Source organism: Mycobacterium sp. NGS58 (assembly GCF_059812385.1).
Genome location: NZ_JCALCO010000006.1, coordinates 37,266 through 57,580, shown reverse-complemented (window position 1 = coordinate 57,580; position 20,315 = coordinate 37,266). Strand labels below are relative to the sequence as shown.

Annotated in this window: 19 protein-coding genes and 1 pseudogene; 5 read left to right on the top strand and 15 right to left on the bottom strand. The window is 67.1% G+C overall.

Annotated elements, in window-relative coordinates:
- Position 1: 1 nt before the first annotated feature.
- From cysW to AC5Y4H_RS07825, 4 genes are all read right to left on the bottom strand, one after another.
- On the bottom strand, positions 2 to 820 hold the full coding sequence (gene cysW / locus AC5Y4H_RS07840; protein ID WP_499980061.1) for a sulfate ABC transporter permease subunit CysW: 819 nt from the start codon (positions 818 to 820) through the stop codon (positions 2 to 4).
- Positions 817 to 1,689, bottom strand: coding sequence for a sulfate ABC transporter permease subunit CysT (gene cysT / locus AC5Y4H_RS07835; RefSeq protein WP_499980058.1), 873 nt, complete (start codon positions 1,687 to 1,689; stop codon positions 817 to 819). The genes cysW and cysT overlap by 4 nt, the downstream gene beginning before the upstream one ends.
- Positions 1,686 to 2,717 (bottom strand): sulfate ABC transporter substrate-binding protein, encoded by a 1,032-nt coding sequence (locus AC5Y4H_RS07830; protein WP_499980054.1) that lies wholly within the window; start codon positions 2,715 to 2,717, stop codon positions 1,686 to 1,688. Before AC5Y4H_RS07830 ends, cysT begins: the two co-directional genes overlap by 4 nt.
- Before the next feature lie 325 nt (positions 2,718 to 3,042).
- Positions 3,043 to 3,237, bottom strand: a complete 195-nt coding sequence (locus AC5Y4H_RS07825; protein ID WP_499980051.1) for a hypothetical protein — start codon at positions 3,235 to 3,237, stop codon at positions 3,043 to 3,045.
- Between the two features lie 124 nt (positions 3,238 to 3,361).
- On the opposite strand from AC5Y4H_RS07825, the gene AC5Y4H_RS07820 reads away from it, so the two are divergent.
- Positions 3,362 to 5,401, top strand: a complete 2,040-nt coding sequence (locus tag AC5Y4H_RS07820) for a glycoside hydrolase family 15 protein (RefSeq protein WP_499980050.1) — start codon at positions 3,362 to 3,364, stop codon at positions 5,399 to 5,401.
- A gap of 6 nt (positions 5,402 to 5,407) precedes the next feature.
- On the opposite strand, the gene AC5Y4H_RS07815 is transcribed toward AC5Y4H_RS07820, so the two are convergent.
- From AC5Y4H_RS07815 to lepA, 3 genes and pseudogenes are all read right to left on the bottom strand, one after another.
- Positions 5,408 to 5,950 carry a sensor domain-containing protein gene (locus AC5Y4H_RS07815; RefSeq protein ID WP_499980045.1) on the bottom strand — a complete coding sequence of 181 codons (543 nt, stop codon included), beginning with the start codon at positions 5,948 to 5,950 and terminating at the stop codon, positions 5,408 to 5,410.
- A 32-nt stretch (positions 5,951 to 5,982) separates the two neighbouring features.
- The gene (locus tag AC5Y4H_RS07810; RefSeq protein WP_499980041.1) at positions 5,983 to 6,741 is read right to left on the bottom strand and encodes a sensor domain-containing protein; all 759 of its coding nucleotides are present in this window, start codon (positions 6,739 to 6,741) and stop codon (positions 5,983 to 5,985) included.
- A 2-nt stretch (positions 6,742 to 6,743) separates the two neighbouring features.
- Positions 6,744 to 8,765 (bottom strand): annotated as a pseudogene (gene lepA / locus AC5Y4H_RS07805) (translation elongation factor 4).
- Between lepA and AC5Y4H_RS07800 the strand changes: the two are divergent.
- A complete protein-coding gene (locus AC5Y4H_RS07800) occupies positions 8,747 to 9,349 on the top strand; it encodes a type II toxin-antitoxin system PemK/MazF family toxin (protein ID WP_499980040.1) in 603 nt (200 codons plus the stop codon). The pseudogene lepA and the gene AC5Y4H_RS07800 sit on opposite strands and share 19 nt — an antisense overlap.
- 37 nt (positions 9,350 to 9,386) lie before the next feature.
- Here AC5Y4H_RS07800 and AC5Y4H_RS07795 read toward each other — a convergent pair whose 3' ends face one another.
- A complete protein-coding gene (locus AC5Y4H_RS07795) occupies positions 9,387 to 9,815 on the bottom strand; it encodes a CBS domain-containing protein (protein WP_067830401.1) in 429 nt (142 codons plus the stop codon).
- Between the two features lie 168 nt (positions 9,816 to 9,983).
- Here AC5Y4H_RS07795 and AC5Y4H_RS07790 point away from each other — a divergent pair, with 168 nt between their 5' ends.
- A complete protein-coding gene (locus AC5Y4H_RS07790; RefSeq protein WP_499980037.1) occupies positions 9,984 to 10,826 on the top strand; it encodes a ribonuclease Z in 843 nt (280 codons plus the stop codon).
- Positions 10,827 to 10,836: 10 nt separating this feature from the next.
- Here AC5Y4H_RS07790 and AC5Y4H_RS07785 read toward each other — a convergent pair whose 3' ends face one another.
- From AC5Y4H_RS07785 to AC5Y4H_RS07770, 4 genes are all read right to left on the bottom strand, one after another.
- Positions 10,837 to 11,412, bottom strand: coding sequence for a hypothetical protein (locus AC5Y4H_RS07785; protein ID WP_499980292.1), 576 nt, complete (start codon positions 11,410 to 11,412; stop codon positions 10,837 to 10,839).
- Positions 11,413 to 11,594: 182 nt separating this feature from the next.
- Positions 11,595 to 12,434 (bottom strand): transglutaminase family protein, encoded by an 840-nt coding sequence (locus AC5Y4H_RS07780; RefSeq protein ID WP_499980036.1) that lies wholly within the window; start codon positions 12,432 to 12,434, stop codon positions 11,595 to 11,597.
- Complete coding sequence (locus AC5Y4H_RS07775) at positions 12,434 to 13,411, bottom strand: alpha-E domain-containing protein (RefSeq protein WP_499980032.1); 978 nt, start codon at positions 13,409 to 13,411, stop codon at positions 12,434 to 12,436. Before AC5Y4H_RS07775 ends, AC5Y4H_RS07780 begins: the two co-directional genes overlap by 1 nt.
- Positions 13,411 to 15,084 carry a circularly permuted type 2 ATP-grasp protein gene (locus AC5Y4H_RS07770; protein ID WP_499980030.1) on the bottom strand — a complete coding sequence of 558 codons (1,674 nt, stop codon included), beginning with the start codon at positions 15,082 to 15,084 and terminating at the stop codon, positions 13,411 to 13,413. The genes AC5Y4H_RS07775 and AC5Y4H_RS07770 overlap by 1 nt, the downstream gene beginning before the upstream one ends.
- A gap of 142 nt (positions 15,085 to 15,226) precedes the next feature.
- Between AC5Y4H_RS07770 and rpsT the strand changes: the two genes are divergently transcribed.
- Positions 15,227 to 15,487, top strand: coding sequence for a 30S ribosomal protein S20 (rpsT, locus tag AC5Y4H_RS07765; protein ID WP_007769864.1), 261 nt, complete (start codon positions 15,227 to 15,229; stop codon positions 15,485 to 15,487).
- 26 nt (positions 15,488 to 15,513) lie between these two features.
- Here the strand turns inward: rpsT and holA are convergent, their stop codons facing one another.
- The 3 genes from holA to AC5Y4H_RS07750 form a co-directional block, all read right to left on the bottom strand.
- Positions 15,514 to 16,482: a DNA polymerase III subunit delta gene (gene holA, locus AC5Y4H_RS07760; RefSeq protein ID WP_499980028.1), complete on the bottom strand. Its 969-nt coding sequence runs from the start codon at positions 16,480 to 16,482 to the stop codon at positions 15,514 to 15,516.
- Between the two features lie 64 nt (positions 16,483 to 16,546).
- Positions 16,547 to 18,043 carry a ComEC/Rec2 family competence protein gene (locus AC5Y4H_RS07755; protein ID WP_499980291.1) on the bottom strand — a complete coding sequence of 499 codons (1,497 nt, stop codon included), beginning with the start codon at positions 18,041 to 18,043 and terminating at the stop codon, positions 16,547 to 16,549.
- 46 nt (positions 18,044 to 18,089) lie between these two features.
- The gene (locus AC5Y4H_RS07750; protein WP_499980026.1) at positions 18,090 to 18,950 is read right to left on the bottom strand and encodes a ComEA family DNA-binding protein; all 861 of its coding nucleotides are present in this window, start codon (positions 18,948 to 18,950) and stop codon (positions 18,090 to 18,092) included.
- A 201-nt stretch (positions 18,951 to 19,151) separates the two neighbouring features.
- Here AC5Y4H_RS07750 and AC5Y4H_RS07745 point away from each other — a divergent pair, with 201 nt between their 5' ends.
- Complete coding sequence (locus tag AC5Y4H_RS07745) at positions 19,152 to 20,312, top strand: acyl-CoA dehydrogenase family protein (RefSeq protein WP_499980025.1); 1,161 nt, start codon at positions 19,152 to 19,154, stop codon at positions 20,310 to 20,312.
- The last annotated feature ends 3 nt before the right edge of the window (positions 20,313 to 20,315 follow it).

Genomic DNA, 20,315 nt, shown 5'->3' with positions numbered 1-20,315 from the left:
GTCAGGCCTGTCTGGCCGCTCGTGCGCGGCGGGCGTCAAGCACCACCTGGAAAACCAACACCAGCACGGCAACTCCCATCAGCAGCGTGGACAGTGCGTAGGCGCCGTACTCCGCGCCGCGGTTGTAGCGGTCGGAGACGAGCAGGGTCAGCGTCTGCGACCTCCCCGGCAGGTTCGACGACACCATCAGCACGGCGCCGTATTCCCCCAGGGTACGTGCGATGGTCAACACGATGCCGTAGGTCAGACCCCACCGGATGGACGGCAAGGTGATCCGCCAAAAGGTCTGCCACCAGCCCGAACCCAGCGTCGCCGCCGCCTCCTCCTGGTCGGTGCCCAGCTCGTGCAGCACCGGCTCCACTTCGCGAACGACGAAGGGAAGCGTGACGAAGATGCTGGCAAGCACGATTCCCGGCAGGCCGAAGATGATCTTGAACCCGAGGTCTTGCTCCACGAACCCGAGCGCGCCGGCCGACCCCCACAACACGATCAACGCCACACCCACGATGACGGGTGAGACCGCGAACGGAAGATCGATGACGGCCTGTAGCACACCCTTGCCACGAAACCTGTTGCGCGCCAGCACCAATGCCGTGGGAATGCCGAACACGACGTTGAGGGGCACCACGATGGCCACCACCAGCAGCGTCAAGTTCAACGCCGATATCGCGGCCGGGGTGCTCACCCAGGCGTAGAACTGGCCGAGCCCGGGTTGAAATGTCCGCCACAGTATCAATGCCACCGGCACGACCAACAGGACGAAAATGTAGCCGAGCGCGATAAACCGCAACCAATAGCGCACTCCCGCAGACGATGTCATGCGGACAGTTCCTCTCGCTTGGCGGCGTGCCCGCCCACGATTCGCAGGATGAGCAGCACGACAAACGAAATCGCCAACAGGACAATCGATATTGCAGCGGCGCCGGTGCGGTCGTCGTTCTCGATCAGGGTGCGTATCCACTGCGATGACACTTCGGTCTTGCCCGGCACCGCACCACCGATGAGCACCACGGATCCGAACTCGCCGATCGCTCGTGAGAATGCCAGGCCCGCCCCGGATAACAACGCGGGCAGGAGCGACGGCAGCAGCACGGAGGTGAAGATCTTCGGACCGCTGGCACCGAGCGACGCCGCGGCCTCCTCGGTTTCGCGATCCAATTCCAAGAGCACCGGCTGGACGGCGCGCACCACGAACGGCAGCGTGACAAAGGCCAGCGCCACCGTCACACCCCACGACGTGTGCTGCAGGTGCAGGCCGACCGGGCTGTTGTTGCCGTACAACGCCAGCATCACCAGACTGGCGACGATGGTGGGCAGTGCGAACGGCAGATCGATGATCGCGTCGACCAGCCGCTTGCCCGGAAAGTCATCCCGCACCAGCACCCACGCGATCACCAGGCCGAAGCCCAGGTTGAGCACGGTGACCCCCGCCGAGATCGTCAGGGTCACCCGGAACGACTCGACCGCGGCATTCGAGGAGACCGCGAGCCAGAAGGCGCGCCAGCCGCCACCGGCGGATTGCCAGGCGATTGCCGCCAGCGGCAGCAACACGATCACCGACAGCCACACCGTGGCCGCTCCGACCCGAAGGGCGGTGGTCCCGCGGCCGCGGCCGGCAACCGGTCCGGGTGGTGCGTCGCCGCCGCGCTCGGGCCGGATTGCCAGCGGGTCCGGCGTGATGGCCGTCATCCGGTGGCCTTCGTGTAGATCTTGGTGATACTCCCGGTGGTCTTGTCGAACAGCTGCGGATCCGCTGTGGCCCAGCCACCCAAGTCGGCGATGGTCCACAATTTCGCCGGCACCGGGTACTGGTTTCGGAAATCGGCGGCGACGGCCGGATCGACCGGGCGGAAACCGGCCTGCGCCCAGACCTTTTGGGCCGCGGCCGTGTATTGGAAGTTCTTGAAGGCGACGGCGGCATCCAGATGCGGGCTGGTGGTGACGACGGCCACCGGATTGTCGATCTTGAAGGTCTGCGGCAAATTGATGTGTTCGACCGGCTTTCCGGCCCGCTCGGTGGCGATGGCCTCGTTCTCGTAGCTGATCAACACATCACCGCTGCCCTGGACGAAGACGTCGGTGGCTTCCCGGCCCGATCCGGGGCGCAGTTTGACGTGTTCGGTCACCAGCTTCTTGATGAAATCCACACCGGCGTCACTGTGTGCGCCGCCTTCACTCTTGACGGCGTACGGCGCGAGCAGATTCCACTTGGCCGATCCGGAACTCAGCGGGCTGGGGGTGATGACTTCGACGCCCGGCCGAAGCAGGTCATCCCAATCCTTGATGTTCTTCGGGTTGCCCTTTCGTACCACGAGTGTGACCACCGAGCCGAACGGTATTCCCTTGGTAGCGTCGACATTCCAGTCCTTGGAAACCTTGCCGGCCTTCACCAGACGAGCGATGTCGGGTTCGACGGAGAAGTTCACGACGTCGGCCGGCTTGCCGTCGACGACACCGCGGGACTGGTCGCCGGATGCCCCATAGGAGGTGACGACTTGCACGCCCTTGCCCTCATCGGAGGCATTGAACGCCGGAATTATCTTGCTCCACCCCGGTTCTGGGACCGAATAGGCGACCAGGGTGATGCTGGTGCGCGCGTTGTCCAGCCCGCCGCCGCCGACGGCATCACTGGCACCGCCGTGGCACCCGGCGATGAGGCCGGCAATCAGGGCGAGGGCGAGGACGGGCCGCCAATGTGATGCGGTCCTGATGTCCATGGAGGGCCTTCCGATGCGGAACGGGGGGATTTGGTCCCGTTACTGCGGATAGGCACCTAGAACTTCAGGAGGGTTCGAAAACTCCAGACCAGACCGCGTACGGGTGTGGGAGTCAGCGACAACAGTGCACAAAGGCATAGCAACCCGGAATGCCGAATGCCACGCGCATGGCGGGAAGCCTAACAGGAATTGACGTTGCCGCCACCGCAACGGGGGTGAGCGAACGCACGCTAGTGGTGCATCAGGTGGGTTACCAACCACGTGACGAGCACCAGCGCCACCAGGATGCCAAGGATCAGGGTCACGTGTGATCGAGGCATGCGTGTTACTCGGGCGTTCCGTCGGCATGACGGGCCCGGCGCATCAGCTCGATGCCCTTGCCCAGGAGGCCGTCTAACGCTGCTGCCACCGCGTAGGCGACGACCAGCACGATCGGCATCACCACCATGGCCTGGAGTACGAAAGGGAGCCCCGAAAGCCAAAGCTCGTTGCCGTCCCACCAATTGAGGAACGCGTTCACGCGGCTTACCCTATTCGGCCCGGCTGCCGCAGACCAATGGGTGAACGCCGGCGCATGACGGCCCGGGGCGCGCCACGTCGGCGAAACGTTGGACGCGCGATCACTGAGCAGCAATGATGTCCAGATGGTTCTGCACGCCCAACCCGAAGACCAGCCGGCCGACACAGCGCCCGAGGAAGCGTTTCCCGCGGCCGCCACGGCCGCGCTGTCTGCGTCGATCGACTTGCGCACGGCCGGGCCGCTGGCTCCCAGCGCAGCCCTGCGGAATCCGTTTCCGCCGATCGCCGACTATGCGTTCCTGTCGGACTGGGAGACCACCTGCCTGATCTCGCCGGCCGGGTCGGTGGAATGGCTGTGTGTGCCGCGACCGGACTCCCCCAGCGTGTTCGGCGCCATCTTGGACCGCAGCGCCGGCCACTTCCGGCTGGGACCGTACGGCGTCTCGGTGCCCTCGGCGCGCCGGTACCTTCCGGGCAGCCTCATCATGGAGACCACCTGGCAGACCCACACCGGGTGGCTGATCGTGCGGGATGCGCTGGTCATGGGCCCCTGGCACGATGTGGAGCGCCGGTCGCGGACCCATCGCCGCACGCCGATGGATTGGGACGCCGAGCACATCCTGCTGCGCACCGTGCGTTGCGTCAGCGGCACCGTCGAATTGATGATGAGCTGCGAGCCGGCGTTCGACTACCACCGCGTCGGCGCCGCCTGGGAGTACTCCGCCAACGCGTACGGTGAGGCCGTCGCACGCGCCACCAAGGACCCCGACGCCCACCCGACGCTGCGGCTCACCAGCAATCTGCGCATCGGGCTGGAGGGCCGGGAGGCACGCGCGCGCACCCGGATGAAAGAGGGCGACGACGTGTTCGTCGCCCTGAGCTGGACCAAGCACCCGGCGCCCCAGACGTATCAAGAGGCCGCAGACAAGATGTGGCAGACCACCGAGTGCTGGCGGCAGTGGATCAACATCGGTAACTTCCCGGACCACCCGTGGCGGGCTTACCTGCAGCGCAGCGCGCTGACGTTGAAGGGTCTGACCTACTCGCCCACGGGTGCGCTGCTGGCGGCCAGCACCACGTCGCTGCCGGAAACGCCGCAGGGCGAACGCAATTGGGATTACCGCTACGCCTGGGTGCGCGACTCGACGTTCGCGTTGTGGGGCCTGTACACGCTGGGACTCGACCGCGAGGCCGACGATTTCTTCGCGTTCATCGCCGACGTCTCCGGCGCCAACCACAACGAGCGGCATCCCCTGCAGGTCATGTACGGCGTGGGCGGTGAGCGCAGCCTGGTCGAAGAAGAGCTGCATCACCTGTCCGGTTATGACCACGCCCGCCCGGTGCGAATCGGCAACGGCGCCTACGACCAGATTCAGCACGATATCTGGGGCTCCATCCTGGACTCCTTCTACCTGCACGCCAAGTCGCGCGAGCAAGTCCCGGAGACGTTGTGGCCGGTGCTGAAGAAGCAGGTGGAGGAGGCGATCAAGCACTGGCGCGAGCCGGACCGCGGCATCTGGGAGGTGCGCGGGGAACCGCAGCATTTCACGTCGTCGAAGGTGATGTGCTGGGTGGCGCTCGACCGCGGCGCCAAGCTGGCCGAGCGGCAGGGCGAGAAGAGCTATGCCCAGCAGTGGCGGGGGATCGCCGAGGAGATCAAGAACGACATCCTGCAGCACGGCGTGGACTCCCGCGGGGTGTTCACCCAGCGCTACGGCAGCGACGCGCTGGACGCCTCGCTGCTGTTGGTGGTGCTGACGCGGTTCCTGCCCCCGGATGACCCGCGGGTGCGGAACACCGTCCTGGCGATCGCCGACGAACTCACCCAGGAAGGCCTGGTGCTGCGCTACCGGGTCGAGGAGACCGATGACGGGCTGTCCGGCGAGGAGGGAACCTTCACGATCTGTTCGTTCTGGCTGGTGTCGGCGCTGGTCGAAATCGGGGAGGTGCGGCGCGCCAAACGCCTCTGTGAGCGGCTGCTGTCCTACGCCAGCCCGCTGCACCTCTACGCCGAGGAGATCGAGCCGCGCACCGGACGGCAACTGGGCAACTTCCCGCAAGCGTTCACCCACCTGGCGTTGATCAATGCGGTGGTGCACGTCATCCGCGCCGAGGAGGAAGCCGACGGATCCGGAATGTTCCAGCCGGCGAACGCGCCGATGTAGGGCGCGTCAACCGCGGACGCTGAGTTTGTCCATCAGCGCGTGGGTGAGTCCGACGTCCGACCCCCATACATCGATGGGCTCCACGGTCAGCGTAGTCCGGTCGCACTTCTGCCACTGCGCGATGAACCTGGCGAATAGCGCGTTGGCCTCCGGGACCGTCCGCAACGCGACGACGCCTTCCTGGACGCTGTCGACCTTCACGGAATCACCTTTGTGCACCCACATTTTGGCGGCCGTCTGCTGGATCGGTGCGGAGCCGTACGTGACCCGCTGCATCAGGTGCACGACCCCGATGCAGTCGGCCGGCTGCCCGTTATCCCAATTAATCCCCAGTTTGTCGACGCCCCCGAACTCCGAGTAGTGCGGGTACGGCTGGAATGGCTGGCCGAGCAGCCTGGCCAGCGCGGTGCCGTCGAACAACGCCCCCTTGATTGCCGGCACCCGGCCCGCGTTCTGCGCCAAAACTGCTGTGCCAAAGGTCGTTTGGGTGCACCCGCGCGTCAACAGCACCGCGATCCAAACGGCCAGCGAGCGCCAGCTGCGCTTCACTTCGTCCCTGCCCTTCCGCTCCCGGCGCGGCGTCAGCCCAGTGTGCTGACTCTGTCCATCAGGGCACGCGCGACGTCGATGGCGCTGGAGTTGATGTCCGCCGATCCCGGGTCGGAGGACCGTCGGCCGCCGAAGAACACCACCTGGACCTCGACGAGGCAATTCGACCGGATGCCGATGGCGCGCGCCTGCGGGGTGGGCCGCAGGGGCGGCATGTTGGGCAGTATCGACGTCGCGGTCTTGGTGGCCGCGAGGGTCGAATCGGTGGCGCGCACATCGCTTATCACGTTGGTGGTGCTGATCGGACCGGACTGTTCGGACGTCGTCATCCCGTTGCACTGTTGCCACTGCTGGGAGAACTGTGCGAACAACGCCTGCGCCTGCGCGGCCGACGGAAGCGTGACCACGCCCTCCTCAACGACGATCACCTGCGCCGGTTCGCCGTTGTTCCACCATGATTCTGACGCAACGTCTTTCACGTCGGCGGACCGGTATACGCCCTGCTGCAACATCGCCGTCACGCCCAGACAACCGGCCTGCGACGTCGATCGCTTGACCTGATAAAGCTTTTCGGGCCCGCCGAATACGGCCGGTTCACGCGCCACGAAGGTCTGATTGAGCATCCGCGACAGCGTCGCGCCGTCCAGCAGCACCTGCTTGACCGTCGCGCCGCGCAGCGGTCCCGGCTTTAGGTTCGGCGCCGGCTTCGCCGTGCCTTGAACAACACCTCCGCAGCCCGCCGCCAACGCGGCGACCGCCATCAACGCCGCCGCGACCCCACGTGTTCGCATGGCTATTTCTTGGCCTTGTCCCCCGCGGCGTCGGCGGACAGCGCCGCGACGAACGCCTCCTGCGGCACATCGACGCGCCCGATGGTCTTCATCCGCTTCTTGCCTTCCTTCTGCTTTTCGAGAAGTTTGCGCTTGCGGGTGATGTCACCGCCGTAACACTTGGACAACACGTCCTTGCGGATCGCACGAATATTCTCGCGCGCAATGATTTTCGATCCGATGGCGGCCTGGACGGGCACCTCGAACTGCTGGCGCGGGATGAGTTCTTTGAGCTTGGTGGTCATCTTGTTGCCGTAGGCCGACGCCCCGTCCTTGTGGACGATCGCGCTGAACGCGTCGACCGCCTCGCCCTGCAACAGAATGTCGACCTTGACCAGTTGAGCCTCCTGCTCGCCGGCCTCCTCGTAGTCGAGGCTGGCGTAGCCGCGGGTGCGCGACTTCAGCGAGTCGAAGAAGTCGAAGATGATCTCGCCCAGCGGCATGGTGTAGCGCAACTCGACCCGTTCAGGTGACAGGTAATCCATGCCGCCCAGCTCGCCGCGACGCGACTGGCACAGTTCCATGATGGTGCCGATGAACTCGCTTGGCGCGATGATCGTGGTCTTGACCACCGGCTCGTAGACCTCGCGGATCTTGCCCTCTGGCCAGTCCGACGGGTTGGTCACCCGGATCTCGGTGCTGTCCTCTTTGATCACGCGATAGACCACGTTGGGCGACGTCGAGATCAGGTCCAGGTTGAACTCGCGCTCCAGGCGCTCGCGGGTGATCTCCATGTGCAGCAGACCCAAAAAGCCGCAACGGAATCCGAAGCCCAGCGCCACCGACGTCTCCGGCTCGTAGGTCAGGGCCGCGTCGTTGAGTTGCAGTCGGTCCAGGGCGTCGCGCAGGACCGGGTAGTCCGACCCGTCCACCGGGTACAGGCCCGAGTAGACCATCGGCTTGGGTTCGCGGTATCCCGTCAGCGCTTCGGCGGCGCCGTGGCGGGCCGTCGTCACGGTGTCACCCACCTTGGATTGGCGGACGTCCTTGACACCGGTGATGAGGTAGCCCACCTCCCCCACGCCCAGGCCGTCGCTGGCCTTCGGTTCCGGCGAGACGATGCCGACCTCCAGTAGTTCATGGGTCGCGCCGGTCGACATCATCGCGATGCGCTCACGCGGGGTGATCCTGCCGTCGACCACCCGGACGTAGGTCACCACGCCGCGGTAGATGTCGTAGACCGAGTCGAAGATCATCGCCCGCAGCGGCGCGTCGGCCTCACCCTGCGGGGGTGGCACCTCGCGCACCACGTGATCGAGCAGGTCGGCGACGCCGTCTCCGGTCTTGCCGGAGACGCGCAGCACGTCGCCCGGCTCGCAACCGATGATGTGTGCGATCTCGGCGGCGTAGCGATCCGGGTCGGCCGCGGGCAGGTCGATCTTGTTCAGCACCGGGATGATGTGCAGGTCGCGGTCCAGCGCCAGGTAGAGGTTGGCCAGGGTCTGCGCCTCGATGCCCTGCGCGGCGTCGACCAGCAGCACCGCGCCCTCGCACGCCTCCAGCGCGCGCGACACCTCGTAGGTGAAGTCGACGTGGCCGGGGGTGTCGATCAGGTGCAGCACGTATTCTTTTCCGGCGTCGGGGCCGCCGGAGATCTTCCACGGCAGGCGCACGTTCTGGGCCTTGATGGTGATCCCGCGCTCACGCTCGATGTCCATTCGGTCCAGGTACTGGGCGCGCATCGACCGCTCGTCGACGACGCCGGTGAGCTGGAGCATCCGGTCGGCCAGTGTGGACTTTCCGTGGTCGATGTGGGCGATGATGCAGAAATTCCGAATCTGCGCCGGCGCAGTGAAGGTCTTGTCGGCGAAACTGCTGATGGGAATCTCCTGGTGCGTGCAAGCTCGACGGGTGCTTTGCCGCCGTTTCTGAGGCGGATCGCGGGTATGTCCAGCGTATCCAGACAGGGCCGCCGTGACCTACTTGGTCACGATCGCGCGCCGCCGCTCGCGTCTATGCTGCGAATATGGCGTCGTCCCGGAAATCCCAGTGGAAGACGTTTCAGCGGTTTGCCGAGAATTTGGTGTTCAACGGCGCCCCACGCCTGGTCCGCCAGGTGCAGAATTCCCAGACCGTGCTGCGTGAGCTGCAACAGGCGGTGCGGATCACCGCGAACGTGATTGCCGCGGTTTCACCTCCTTCCTCCGACGCGCCCGTCACCGGCAGGCCGGTGACCAGCGGCAGCCTGCCGACCGCGCACCGGGCCCGCAAGTTGGTGTACGCGCCGAGCCTGGACGGCCGGGCCGACCCCGGTGAGATCGTCTGGACGTGGGTGGTCTACGAGGACGACCCCACCCGGGGCAAGGACCGCCCAGTCCTGGTCGTGGGACGGGACCGCAGCGTCCTGCTTGGCTTGATGGTCTCCAGCCAGGAGCGCCACGCCGCGGATCACGACTGGGTCGGAATCGGTTCTGGCCCTTGGGATTACGAAGGCAGGCCCAGCTGGGTCCGGCTGGACCGGGTGCTTGACGTGCCCGAAGAGGGCATTCGCCGCGAAGGCGCCATCCTGGATCGCGAGATCTTCGATGTGGTGGCCGCGCGCCTGCGCGCCGAATACTCCTGGCGTTGACAGGTCGTCGAGCGGCGCGGACCCGAGTGCTGTTCAGTCAGCCCTGGGTGATGTAGGACTGCAGCTGCTGTTGCTCGGCCTCGAGTTCTTCCATCCGGGTCTTCACCACGTCACCGATGCTGACGATGCCGATCAGCTTCTTGCCGTCGAGGACCGGCACGTGCCGCACCCGATTCTTGGTCATCAGCACGCTGATGGCGTCGACCTCGTCGGTCTTGGTGCAGGTGGCCAGCATCGACGTCATGATCTTGGACACCGGACGAGACAGCACGCTGGCGCCGTGCGTGTGCAGCTGGCGCACCACGTCGCGCTCCGACACGATGCCGACCACGCCCTCGTCGCCGACCACCACCATGGCGCCGATGTTCTGGTCGCTCAGCCCCGCAAGCAGCTCGCGAACCGTCGCGTCGGGGTTGATGGTCACCACCGCCGCGCCCTTGTTCCGCAAGACGTCCGCTATCCGCATCGAGGCCTCCAGCCGGGTCGTGATCCGCTTCACACCAGGCTACGGCTTCCTCGCGCGGCGCAACAGCCACCAAAAGAACCTGCATACAGATCGTGTCCAAATCGGTGAAAAGCCCGCTGATCGGCCGATTGGTCAACTGCGGGCACCGCGGACTTGCAAAATAGGGCCATGATCGAGGTCACGCTGCTGGGTACCGGAAGTCCGATTCCCGATCCGAACCGCGCCGGGCCGTCAACTCTGGTGCGTGCCGGCGGGCAGTCGTTTCTGGTCGATTGCGGGCGTGGCGTGCTGCAGCGCGCGGCCGCGGTCGGTGTGGGTGCGGCCGGGTTGACGGCGTTGCTGCTCACTCACCTGCACAGCGACCACATCGCAGACCTCGGCGACATCCTCATCACGCGGTGGATCAGCACCTTCACCCCCGATCCCGCACCGCTGCCCATCATCGGTCCGCCCGGCACCGCCGAGGCGGTCGCGGCGACGCTGAACGCGTTCCGGCACGACATCGGCTACCGGATCGCCCATCACCGCGACATCAACGAGCCGCCGGCGGTCGACGTCCACGAATACACCGAAGGCCCCGTCTGGGACGGCGACGGAATAACCATCCGGGCGGCCCCCACCGATCACCGGCCGGTGGCCCCGACCATCGGCTTTCGGATGGACCACGAGGGCGCCTCGGTGGTGCTCGCCGGCGACACCGTCCCGTGCGCCGGCCTGGACGAGCTGGCAGCCGGCGCCGACGCGCTGGTGCACACCGTGATCCGCAAGGACATCGTCGCCACCATCCCTCAGCAGCGACTGCAGGACATCTGCGACTACCACTCGTCGGTCGAGGAAGCGGCCGCGACCGCAGCCCGCGCGGGGGTGGGCACCCTTGTCATGACGCATTACGTCCCGGCACTGGTGCCCGGCCAGGAAGAACAGTGGCGGGCTCTGGCGGCCGCGCAGTTCGGTGGGCGCATCGAACTTGGTGACGATCTGCATCGGGTCCAGGTCGACGCACGGACGTGACGGGCGCCGCTCACCGGACTGTCGAATCTCGTTGCGCCGCAGGTGATAACACTACGCTTACCACCGTCAGCCACGTCAGCGACAGGATCCGCGCGACCGGCAGGATGACGCCCACCGCCGGCCAGATCAGCACCACCGCCGTCACTTCGGCGAGGACGGCGGTCGCCAGACCGATCCGGGCGACCGTTCTGGGCAGCGCCCCTGTGCCGGACGCGGCGAGTGCGCCGACCAGCAGTCCCAGCGCCACGATGTGTCCCGGGCCGCCGACGAGGAACACCAGCAGGTAAAGCGCCCGGACCAACGCCGCGTTCGCCGCTACTTCCGGGACCGACATCGTCCAGCCCAGCAACCCGGCCAGGCCGAGCGCACCGGCGGCCAGGGCGCCACCGGTCAGCGCGATCGCGGCGGACCTGGCCCTCGCCCCGAGTTGCCGCAACCGGGCACCGGCGATCGCCGCGTAGAGCGCCAGCGGCACCGAGGACGCAAACGTCGCAACGGCGATGATGCGCACGGCCACCGGCTGAGCCCGGACGTAGCTCGTGACGGCGCCCGCCGGGCCGTACGGCAACGGCATGACGCCGCCCACGGCGACCCCGATGCTGATCCCACCGGCGAGCAGCCCGATGCAGGTCACGGACAGCGCCGTCAGGGCCCACCACCGGCCACATCTGGGTCGGTTCTCATATGGCCGACTCGCCCCCTCGGCTGAATCGTTCATTCCTGCAACGGTATCCCCGCGCCGCTCACGGCGAGCGAACATCATCCCGGCTAGGCGAGCCGGGTCACCTCCACGATCACGTCGAGGTCGGTGGCGCCCTCCCCGGAATAGATGCCCTTCAACGGGGAAACGTCGGCGTAGTCGCGGCCCGCGCCGACGCCGACGTACTGCTCGGTGATCTCGGTGGCATTCGTGGGGTCATAGCTCCACCACGCGCCCGTCCACGCCTCGATCCAGGCGTGGTTTCGCCCGTCCACGGTGTCCCCCACCACGGCGTCACGCTTGGGATGCAAATAACCCGAGACGTAATGCGCCGGAATTCCCATGCTGCGCAACAAGATCAGCGACAGGTGCACGAAGTCCTGGCAGACGCCGTTGCCCTTTTTGAGCGCGTCAAGCCCCGACGAGGCCACGCTGGTGGTCCCGGGAAGATATTCGAGTTCATTGCGCACCCAATCGGCTGCGGCGACAACGGCTTCGGCCGGCTCGTGGGTCTTGCTGATCTTCTTGCCGACCGACGCCACCCGCTTGCTGGCGGGCGTGTGTTCGGTGGGGCGCAGCAGGTCGTCGTAGCGGTCTATCACGGCCTCCGATTGCAGGTCGCTCCAGACCGCGTCGGTCGGGCGTGGGTCGGCCCGCTCGGTTTCGACGACCGAGGACGACATCACCGTGAGATCGGTATGGGGAGCGTGCAGGTCGAACGCCGTGACAGCGGTGCCCCAGTAGTCGATGTAGCGGTACGACCGCGTCGCCGGGATGGTTTCGACGCGGTTGAGGATGACGTTCTGCCGGGTGTTCGACCGTGGGGTCAGCCGGGCCTCGTTGTAGGAAGCGGTCACCGGCGACTGGTAGGCGTACCCCGTGGTGTGCACGACCCGCAGCCGCCACATCAGCCGTTCCCTTTCCTGCCGGCCAGCCGGGCGCGCTGGCCCGCGTCCGACCACGCCACCCAGGGCGTCACGTGAAAGTACTGCAGCGCCAACGCCTCTCCGACGTCATGGCAGGTCCGCTGCAGCCCGGCCAGTCGGCTTTCCAACGATTCCAGCAGCACGCCGGGCTGGACGAACTCCAATTCGCTGCGCGCCTGGCCGAGCAGCCGCTGGGCCTCGGCGGTGGCCCCGATCCGGCTCTGCCGGTTGCGGACCAGTTCGTCCAAATTGTGTTCGGCCAGTCGCAACGAGTAGAACACCGAACGCGGAAACAGCCTGTCCAACATCATGAATTCGACCACTCGGCTCGCATCCAACACGCCGCGATAGATGCGCAGGTAGGTGTCATGAGCGCCCGCCGACCGCAGCAGCGTCACCCACGCCGGGGAAGAGGCGCTGTCACCGACCCGCGACAGCAGCAGTCGCACAGTCATGTCGACCCGTTCGATCGCACGGCCCAGCACCATGAACCGGTAACCGTCGTCACGGGACAGGGTCGAGTCGGCCAGGCCGGCGAACATTGCCGCACGTCCTTCGATAAATGACAAAAAGTCGTGTGGCCCAAGGCGTTTGGCGGCACGTTCACGTTCGGGCAGGGCGTGATAGGTGGTGTTGAGACACTCCCAGATCTCGCTGGAGGTCACCTCGCGCGCCGATTTCGCGTTTTCACGCGCCGCGGTGATGGCGTCGACGATCGAGCTGCCGCCCTGGGTGTTGGTGTTATACGCCACCAAGTCCGTCAACGACCACACGTCCAGGTGGTGATCCGGCGGGTCGATCCCGAGCACCCGCAGTAGCAGGCGCGAGGCCTGATCCGGGTCGACGCTGGAATCCTCGAGCAGTTGGTGCAGCGCCACATCCAGGATTCGTGCCGTGTCGTCGGCACGTTCGACATAGCGACCGATCCAGTAGAGCGACTCGGCGTTACGTGCCAGCATCAGTCCGCCGCCTTTTGTTGCTGCTGTTGCTTGAGCTTGCCGCGCTGGGGCAGGTCGGTGGGTTGCGCCAGCTGAGACGTCAGCCGCTGCGCGTCTTCCATCGGGTCGGGCATCGAGGTGGGCAACGAGCGCACCACCTCCGCCGCCTCGAGCTCATGGTCGCCCGCGGCCGCTCGCGACGCCAGCACCCAGGTGTCCTTGGAACCACCGCCCTGGCTGGAGTTGACCACCCGCGATCCTTCGACCAGGGCCACCCGGCTCAGCCCGCCGGGCAGCACCCACACGTCGTTGCCGTCGTTGACCGCGAACGGTCGCAGATCCACGTAGCGGGGCGCCAGGGTGTTCCCGATCTGCGTCGGCACCGTCGACAGCTCCATCATCGGCTGCGCGATCCAGCTCCGGGGGTCGTCGCGCACCTTTTTGGCGACGGCGGCCAACTCCTTCTCCGAGGCCTCCGGACCGAACACGATGCCGTAGCCTCCGGACCCCTCCACCGGCTTGAGTACCAGTTCGTCGATGCGATCCAGCACCTCTGCCCGCTCGTCATCCAGCCAGCAGCGCAACGTCTCCACGTTCGCCAGCAGAGGTTTTTCGCCCAGGTAGTACTCGATCATCGTGGGGACGTAGGTGTAGACGAGTTTGTCGTCGCCCACGCCGTTGCCGATCGCGCTGGAGATGGACACGTTGCCGGCGCGGGCGGCGTTGACCAAGCCGGCCACACCCAGCACCGAATCGGCGCGGAACTGCAGTGGGTCCAGGAAGGCGTCGTCGATGCGCCGATAGATGACGTCCACCTGACGCTCGCCCTCGGTGGTCCGCATGTACACCTGGTTGTCGCGGCAAAACAGGTCGCGCCCTTCGACCAGCTCGACGCCCATCTGGCGGGCCAGCAGGGAGTGCTCGAAATAGGCCGAGTTATAGACGCCCGGGGTCAGCACGACCACGGTCGGGTCCGCCTCGTTGGTGGCCGCGGAGTTGCGCAGCGCCCGCAGCAGGTGCGAGGCGTAGTCGTCGACCGCGCGCACCCGGTGGGTGGCGAACAGGTTCGGAAAGACTCGCGCCATGGTGCGCCGGTTCTCCATGACGTAGGACACGCCCGACGGCGAGCGCAGGTTGTCCTCGAGAACCCGCCAGATGCCCTTTTCATCGCGAATCAAATCGATTCCGGCGACGTGAATCCGCACGCCGTTGGGCGGGACGATGCCCATCGCCTGGCGGTGAAAATGTTCGCAAGAGGTGACCAGTCGGCGCGGGATCACCCCATCGTTCAGTATTTCCTGGTCACCGTAGATGTCATCGAGGTACATCTCGAGCGCCTTGACCCGCTGGGTGATGCCGCGCTCCAGGCGCGTCCACTCGGCGGCCGAGATGACCCGCGGCACCAGGTCCAGCGGAAATGGCCGCTCCTGACCCGATAGCGAAAAGGTGATGCCCTGATCGAGGAAGGCGCGGGAGAGCGCTTCGGCGCGGGCTTTGAGCTCCGAGGCGTCCGACGGCGCGAGCTCGGCGTAGATACCCCGGTAAGGGCCACGGACGGCGCCCTGGGCATCGAACATCTCGTCGAAGGCCATCTCGTACGCGTCCGAAGACCCGTTGTACCCGCCGAAAATGCGCTCGGAACGCGCAGCGCTGAAACCCCGCTTGGTGTCGTCAAGCTGGTTCGTAAGACTCACTGTTCAGATGCTGCCTCAAGTCGACGTTGGCAGCCCACGTGTTCCCGTTTTGGGAGAAAACGTAACTCACTGATAACCTGGGCAGTCGCTGTGGTGATATCCGGCGCCCCACAAAACGTCTAATCGAAGAAGGAACTCCAGCGTGGCCAACATCAAGTCGCAGCAGAAGCGCAACAAGACGAACGAGCGCGCTCGCCTGCGCAACAAGTCGGTGAAGTCGTCGCTGCGTACCGCCGTCCGCGCCTTCCGCGAGGCCGCCCACGCAGGCGACAAGGAGAAGGCCGCCGAGTTGCTGGTGTCGACCAACCGGAAGCTGGACAAAGCGGCCAGCAAGGGCGTGATCCACAAGAACCAGGCCGCGAACAAGAAGTCGGCGCTGGCGCAGGCACTCAACAAGATCTGAGGCCCTGCCGGCCGACGACGCGTCCCTTAGCGGCCGCGCTGGGCGGCTAGTTCGGCAACCTGTCTGACCGCGGATTCCAGGGCGTAGTCGGCGTCCACCACCGCTCCCTTGACGTTCGCGTTGAGCGCCGCCACCACCTTCATCGCCGACGCCACCGACTCACGCGACCAACGCCGGGCCTGTTTCTGGGCCTTCTGCACCCGCCAGGGCGGCATCCCGAGCTGCGACGCGAGCCGGTAGGGATCACCCGACAGGGGCCCGACCCGACCGATCGTGTGGATCGCCTCGGCCAGCGCGTCGGCGAGCACCACCAGTGGCTCCCCCCGCATCATCGCCCACCGCAACGCCTCGGCGGCGCCCGCGATGTCGCCCGCCACCGCCTTATCCGCGATGTCGAAGCCCTTCACCTCGGCCTTGCCGCTGTGATAGCGGCGCACCGCGGCGGCGTCGACCGCCCCGCCGGTGTCGGCCACCAACTGGGAGCAGGCGGAGGCCAACTCCCGCAGATCGGAACCGACCGAATCCAGCATCGCGGTCACCGTCTCCTCGTCGGCCTTGACGCGCAGGCCGCGAAATTCCTTGCGGACGAAGTCGATGCGTTCGCTGAGTTTGGTGACCCGCGCGCACGCGTGCACCTCGGCGCCCAGGGACTGCAACTCGGTGGCCAGTGCCTTGGCTCGCCCGCCACCCGAGTGCACCACGATCAGCACCACACCCGCAGGCATGTCACTCGCGGCCGAAACGATTACCGCCGCAGCGTCTTTGCCGGCTTCGCCGGCGGACTCGAGCACGACGATGCGCTCGTCGGCGAACAGTGACGGACTCAGCAGCTCGGCGAGCTCATACGTGCTGACGTCGCCCGCCCGCATCCGGTTGACTGGAACGTCGTCGGTGCCGGCCCGCTTTCGCGCCGACCGCAGCACGTCGGCTACCGCGCGCTCGACCAGCAGTTCCTCGTCTCCCAGGACCAGGTGCAACGGCGAAACCTCGCTCACCCCACGATGGTGTCACGCCCCACCGACTGCGCCGCCCGGGGATCGATCGGCTCGACGACCCGGCCTACCCCAGGCCGGACAGCGCCCACGCCAGCCCGGCCAGCGCCGCCACGCCCCCGACGACGCGGAATGGCCGCCACCGCCACAACACCACTGCCAGCACCGTGGCACCGCCGACGATCAGCGTGCCGGGCATACCCTGCGGTACCGGCAGGGTCGCGCCCGGCACGTTGGCCGCCCATCGGGCCACACCGTCGACCCACCACAACTCGGGACCGGTGAAGCGGATCAGCAGCCGCGCGGCGGCCGGCCATATCCCGCAGAGTGCGGCCGCCGCGGTGCCCAGCACCGTGATCGGCGCGATGACGGCGGCCACGACGAGGTTCGCCAGCGCGGCAACCACACTGAATCGGCCCGAGATCGCTGCGACCAGAGGCGCGGTCACCACCTGCGCGGCCCAGGCGACGGCCAGCGCGTCGGCCAGCGGCTTGGGCCACCCCTTCCCAACCAGGCGCCGCGACCAGACCGGCGCGATGACGATCAGGGCGGCGGTGGCGGCCACCGACAGCGCGAACCCCACGTCGACCGCCAGCGCGGGGGCGATGGCCAGCAGCACCAGCACCGTGGCGGCCAGGGCCGGAATGGCTTGGCGCCGCCGCGCCGACAAGATCCCCGCCAGCGCGATCGCACTCATCACCGCCGCCCGCAGCACACTCGCCGTGGGCTGCACGACGATGACGAACGCCACCAGTGCCAGCGCGGCAAGCACGACGGCCGCCCGAGGGCCGATCAGCCGCGCCGAGAACAGCACGGCGGCGCACACGATCATCACGTTGGCGCCCGACACGGCCATCAGGTGCGTCATGCCGGCCGCGCGAAAATCGCGGCTGGAATCGCTCGGCACCGCCGTGGTGTCGCCAAGCACCAGCGCGGGCAGCATCGCGGCCTGGTCACCGGACAGCGTGTCGCGGGCGGCGGCGGCGAATCGGGTGCGCACCCCGTGCGCGGCGCGCTGCACGGCGCTTGCGGTGCCCATGGTCGGCCGCCCCGAAGCGTTGAGCACCGCGACCGTCAGGTCGCGACGGGTCGGCCGGGTGATGCGCGCGGAAAACTGCACCGGCTGGCCCACCATCACGGCGCCAAAGTCCGAGGCGCGCGCGAAAACGACGACCCGCCCGGATGTTTGGGCGGTGCGCAAGCGTTGCAGCGTGGCCCGAAACATCAACCGGCTGCTGCCGAGCGATACCGTGCTCTCGGTGGGCGTGACCGTGACCGAGGCGGTGCTGCCGAAGGCCGCGGTGATCGGGTGGTGAACGACGGCGTCGGTGCGCAGCGCGATGGCGAAGCCGTATCCCGCCCCGACTACACCGACCGCCGCGAGGCCGGCGCTGATCGCTTCGAGCCGAGCGTTTCGGACGGGCCGGCGTAGAGTGCGCCACGCCAGCGCACCGGACGCGGCGACCAGCCCGACGCAGCACCAGGCCAGGATCGGGCCGGCCTGCCACCAGATCCCGCCGGCGGTCACCGTCCAACAGGTCAATGCGGCCGGCACCAGGCGCACATCGACGTGCCCGGTCGGCGATCCATCTGGCCCGGGATGACCGGGGTCAGACACGGACCAAGGCGCGCAGCTTCTCCAACCGCGCCGGCCCGATGCCCTCGACTTCGGCGAGCTGGTCGACGCTGGTGAACTTGCCGTTGGATTGCCGCCACGCCACGATCGCGGCGGCGGTGACCGGTCCGACTCCGGGCAGCGCGTCGAGGTCCTGAACGGTCGCGGTGTTCAGGTCGATGGCCTGGCCGGCCTTCGGCTTGACCGATCCCGACACGGCTGGCGGTGCCTTCGATGTGGGCGTCGTTCCGGTGGCCACCGAGCTGCCCAACGACGTCGGCTGCCCGGGCACCGGGGCGAGACCGACCACGATCTGTTCGCCGTCACCGAGCGGCCGGGCCATGTTCAATCCGATGGTGTCCGCCCCGTTCACCGCACCTCCGGCAGCCGAGAGCGCATCGGCGATGCGCGCGCCCGGTGCCAGGGTTACCAGGCCCGGCGTGCGCACCAGGCCGACCACACTGACGACGACCGGGCGGTCGGGACTCGGCGGCTGTGCGGCACCGGGGCTTGCCGATGACCTGGGGCCGGCCGTCGACACCTTCTCCACCGGTGGCAGCTTGGCCGACATCACCGGCGCGGGCCGGTCACGCAGCAGCGTGAACACGGTGATCAGCACCGCCAGCGCTGCCACGATCGCCAGTCCGATGGCGCCGGCTCGTCCGGGGTCGGCACGCATCTTGGCCAACCAGCCGCGGTCCTGCGACGCGTGGGGCAGCCACCGGGGCAGCAGCGAATTCTGGTCGTCGTCCCCGGTGTCCTCCGTCGGGGCATCCTCGGGTTCGGCGTGCACATCGGTCTCCGGTTCAGCGTTGAGCCGTCGCTGCAGGCGCTCTGCCGGGAGTTCTGTTCGCATGGGCCGACGGTAGGTCCGCGCACCACCGCAACGGCACCGATGTGCGGTGCCGCCGGGCCGATCTGTGGATTAACCCGAGGCTGTGCACAGGGCCCGCGACGGATGGGTCAAGATGGAGGTCGAGCGAACGACCGGCACCGTCAGAAAACAGCTCTGGGCGCTGTGTCGTCACGGTCACCCCAAAACGACAGGAGGCTGCCAATGCAACTGGCGCTCACACCCGAGGAAGCCGCGTTCCGCGACGAGCTTCGCAACATCTACACGACAAAGATTCCCGAGGAGCTGCGCGAGCGGGTGCGCCAGGGGTCAGCGCAGGCGATCCACGACGACATCGTCACCAGTCACAAGATCCTGCACGAGCACGGGCTGGCCGTACCGAGCTGGCCGGTCGAGTGGGGCGGCAAGGACTGGACGCCGACACAGCATCAGATCTGGGCCGACGAGATGCAGCTGGCGTGTGTCCCCGAGCCGCTGAACTTCAACACCAAGATGGTGGGCCCGGTGATCGCCGAATTCGGTTCGGAGGAGGTCAAAAAACGCTTCCTGCCCCCGACGGCAAGCCTCGACATCTGGTGGTGCCAGGGGTTCTCGGAACCCGAAGCCGGCTCCGATCTGGCGTCCCTGCGCACCACCGCAGTCCGCGACGGCGACAACTACGTCGTCAACGGCCAAAAGACCTGGACGACGCTGGGCCAGTACGCGGACTGGATCTTCTGCCTGGTGCGCACCGATCCGCAGGCGCCCAAGCGGCAGGCCGGCATCTCGTTCCTGCTCTTCGAGATGAATACGCCGGGCATCACGCTGCGGCCCATCAAGACGATCGACGGCGGGCAGGAGATCAACGAAATCTTCTTCGAGGACGTCCGGGTGCCCGCCAACCAGCTTGTCGGAGAAGAGAATCAGGGCTGGACGTACGCGAAGTTCCTACTGGGTAACGAGCGCACGGGCATCGCCGGGGTAGGGCGGACCAAGGTACGCCTCGCCGAGGTCAAGAAGCACGCCGAGGCTACCGGGGTGCTTAACGACCCGCTGTTCGCGGCGCGGCTGGCCGAGGCCGAAAACGAGCTGCTCGCACTGGAACTCACGCAATCACGGGTGGTGACCGACTCCGCGGACGGGCAGCCCAACCCGGCCTCGTCGGTGCTCAAGCTGCGCGGCAGCCAACTGCAACAGGCCGCCACCGAACTGCTCGTCGAGGTGGCCGGGCCGGATGCGCTGCCGGCCGACGGCGAAGACATTTCATCGCCGTCCTGGGCGCAACACAGTGCGCCGCACTACCTGAACTACCGCAAGACGACGATCTACGGCGGCAGCAGCGAAGTGCAGCGCAACATCATCGCGTCGACGATTCTGGGATTGTGAGGC

Coding starts and splice junctions, on each gene's coding strand:
- cysW (WP_499980061.1), bottom strand. CDS start 820: ATGACATCGTCTGCGGGAGTGCGCTATTGGTTGCGGTTTATCGCGCTC.
- cysT (WP_499980058.1), bottom strand. CDS start 1,689: ATGACGGCCATCACGCCGGACCCGCTGGCAATCCGGCCCGAGCGCGGC.
- AC5Y4H_RS07830 (WP_499980054.1), bottom strand. CDS start 2,717: ATGGACATCAGGACCGCATCACATTGGCGGCCCGTCCTCGCCCTCGCC.
- AC5Y4H_RS07820 (WP_499980050.1), top strand. CDS start 3,362: ATGGTTCTGCACGCCCAACCCGAAGACCAGCCGGCCGACACAGCGCCC.
- AC5Y4H_RS07810 (WP_499980041.1), bottom strand. CDS start 6,741: ATGCGAACACGTGGGGTCGCGGCGGCGTTGATGGCGGTCGCCGCGTTG.
- AC5Y4H_RS07800 (WP_499980040.1), top strand. CDS start 8,747: ATGGCGTCGTCCCGGAAATCCCAGTGGAAGACGTTTCAGCGGTTTGCC.
- AC5Y4H_RS07795 (WP_067830401.1), bottom strand. CDS start 9,815: ATGCGGATAGCGGACGTCTTGCGGAACAAGGGCGCGGCGGTGGTGACC.
- AC5Y4H_RS07790 (WP_499980037.1), top strand. CDS start 9,984: ATGATCGAGGTCACGCTGCTGGGTACCGGAAGTCCGATTCCCGATCCG.
- AC5Y4H_RS07780 (WP_499980036.1), bottom strand. CDS start 12,434: ATGTGGCGGCTGCGGGTCGTGCACACCACGGGGTACGCCTACCAGTCG.
- AC5Y4H_RS07775 (WP_499980032.1), bottom strand. CDS start 13,411: ATGCTGGCACGTAACGCCGAGTCGCTCTACTGGATCGGTCGCTATGTC.
- AC5Y4H_RS07750 (WP_499980026.1), bottom strand. CDS start 18,950: ATGCGAACAGAACTCCCGGCAGAGCGCCTGCAGCGACGGCTCAACGCT.
- AC5Y4H_RS07745 (WP_499980025.1), top strand. CDS start 19,152: ATGCAACTGGCGCTCACACCCGAGGAAGCCGCGTTCCGCGACGAGCTT.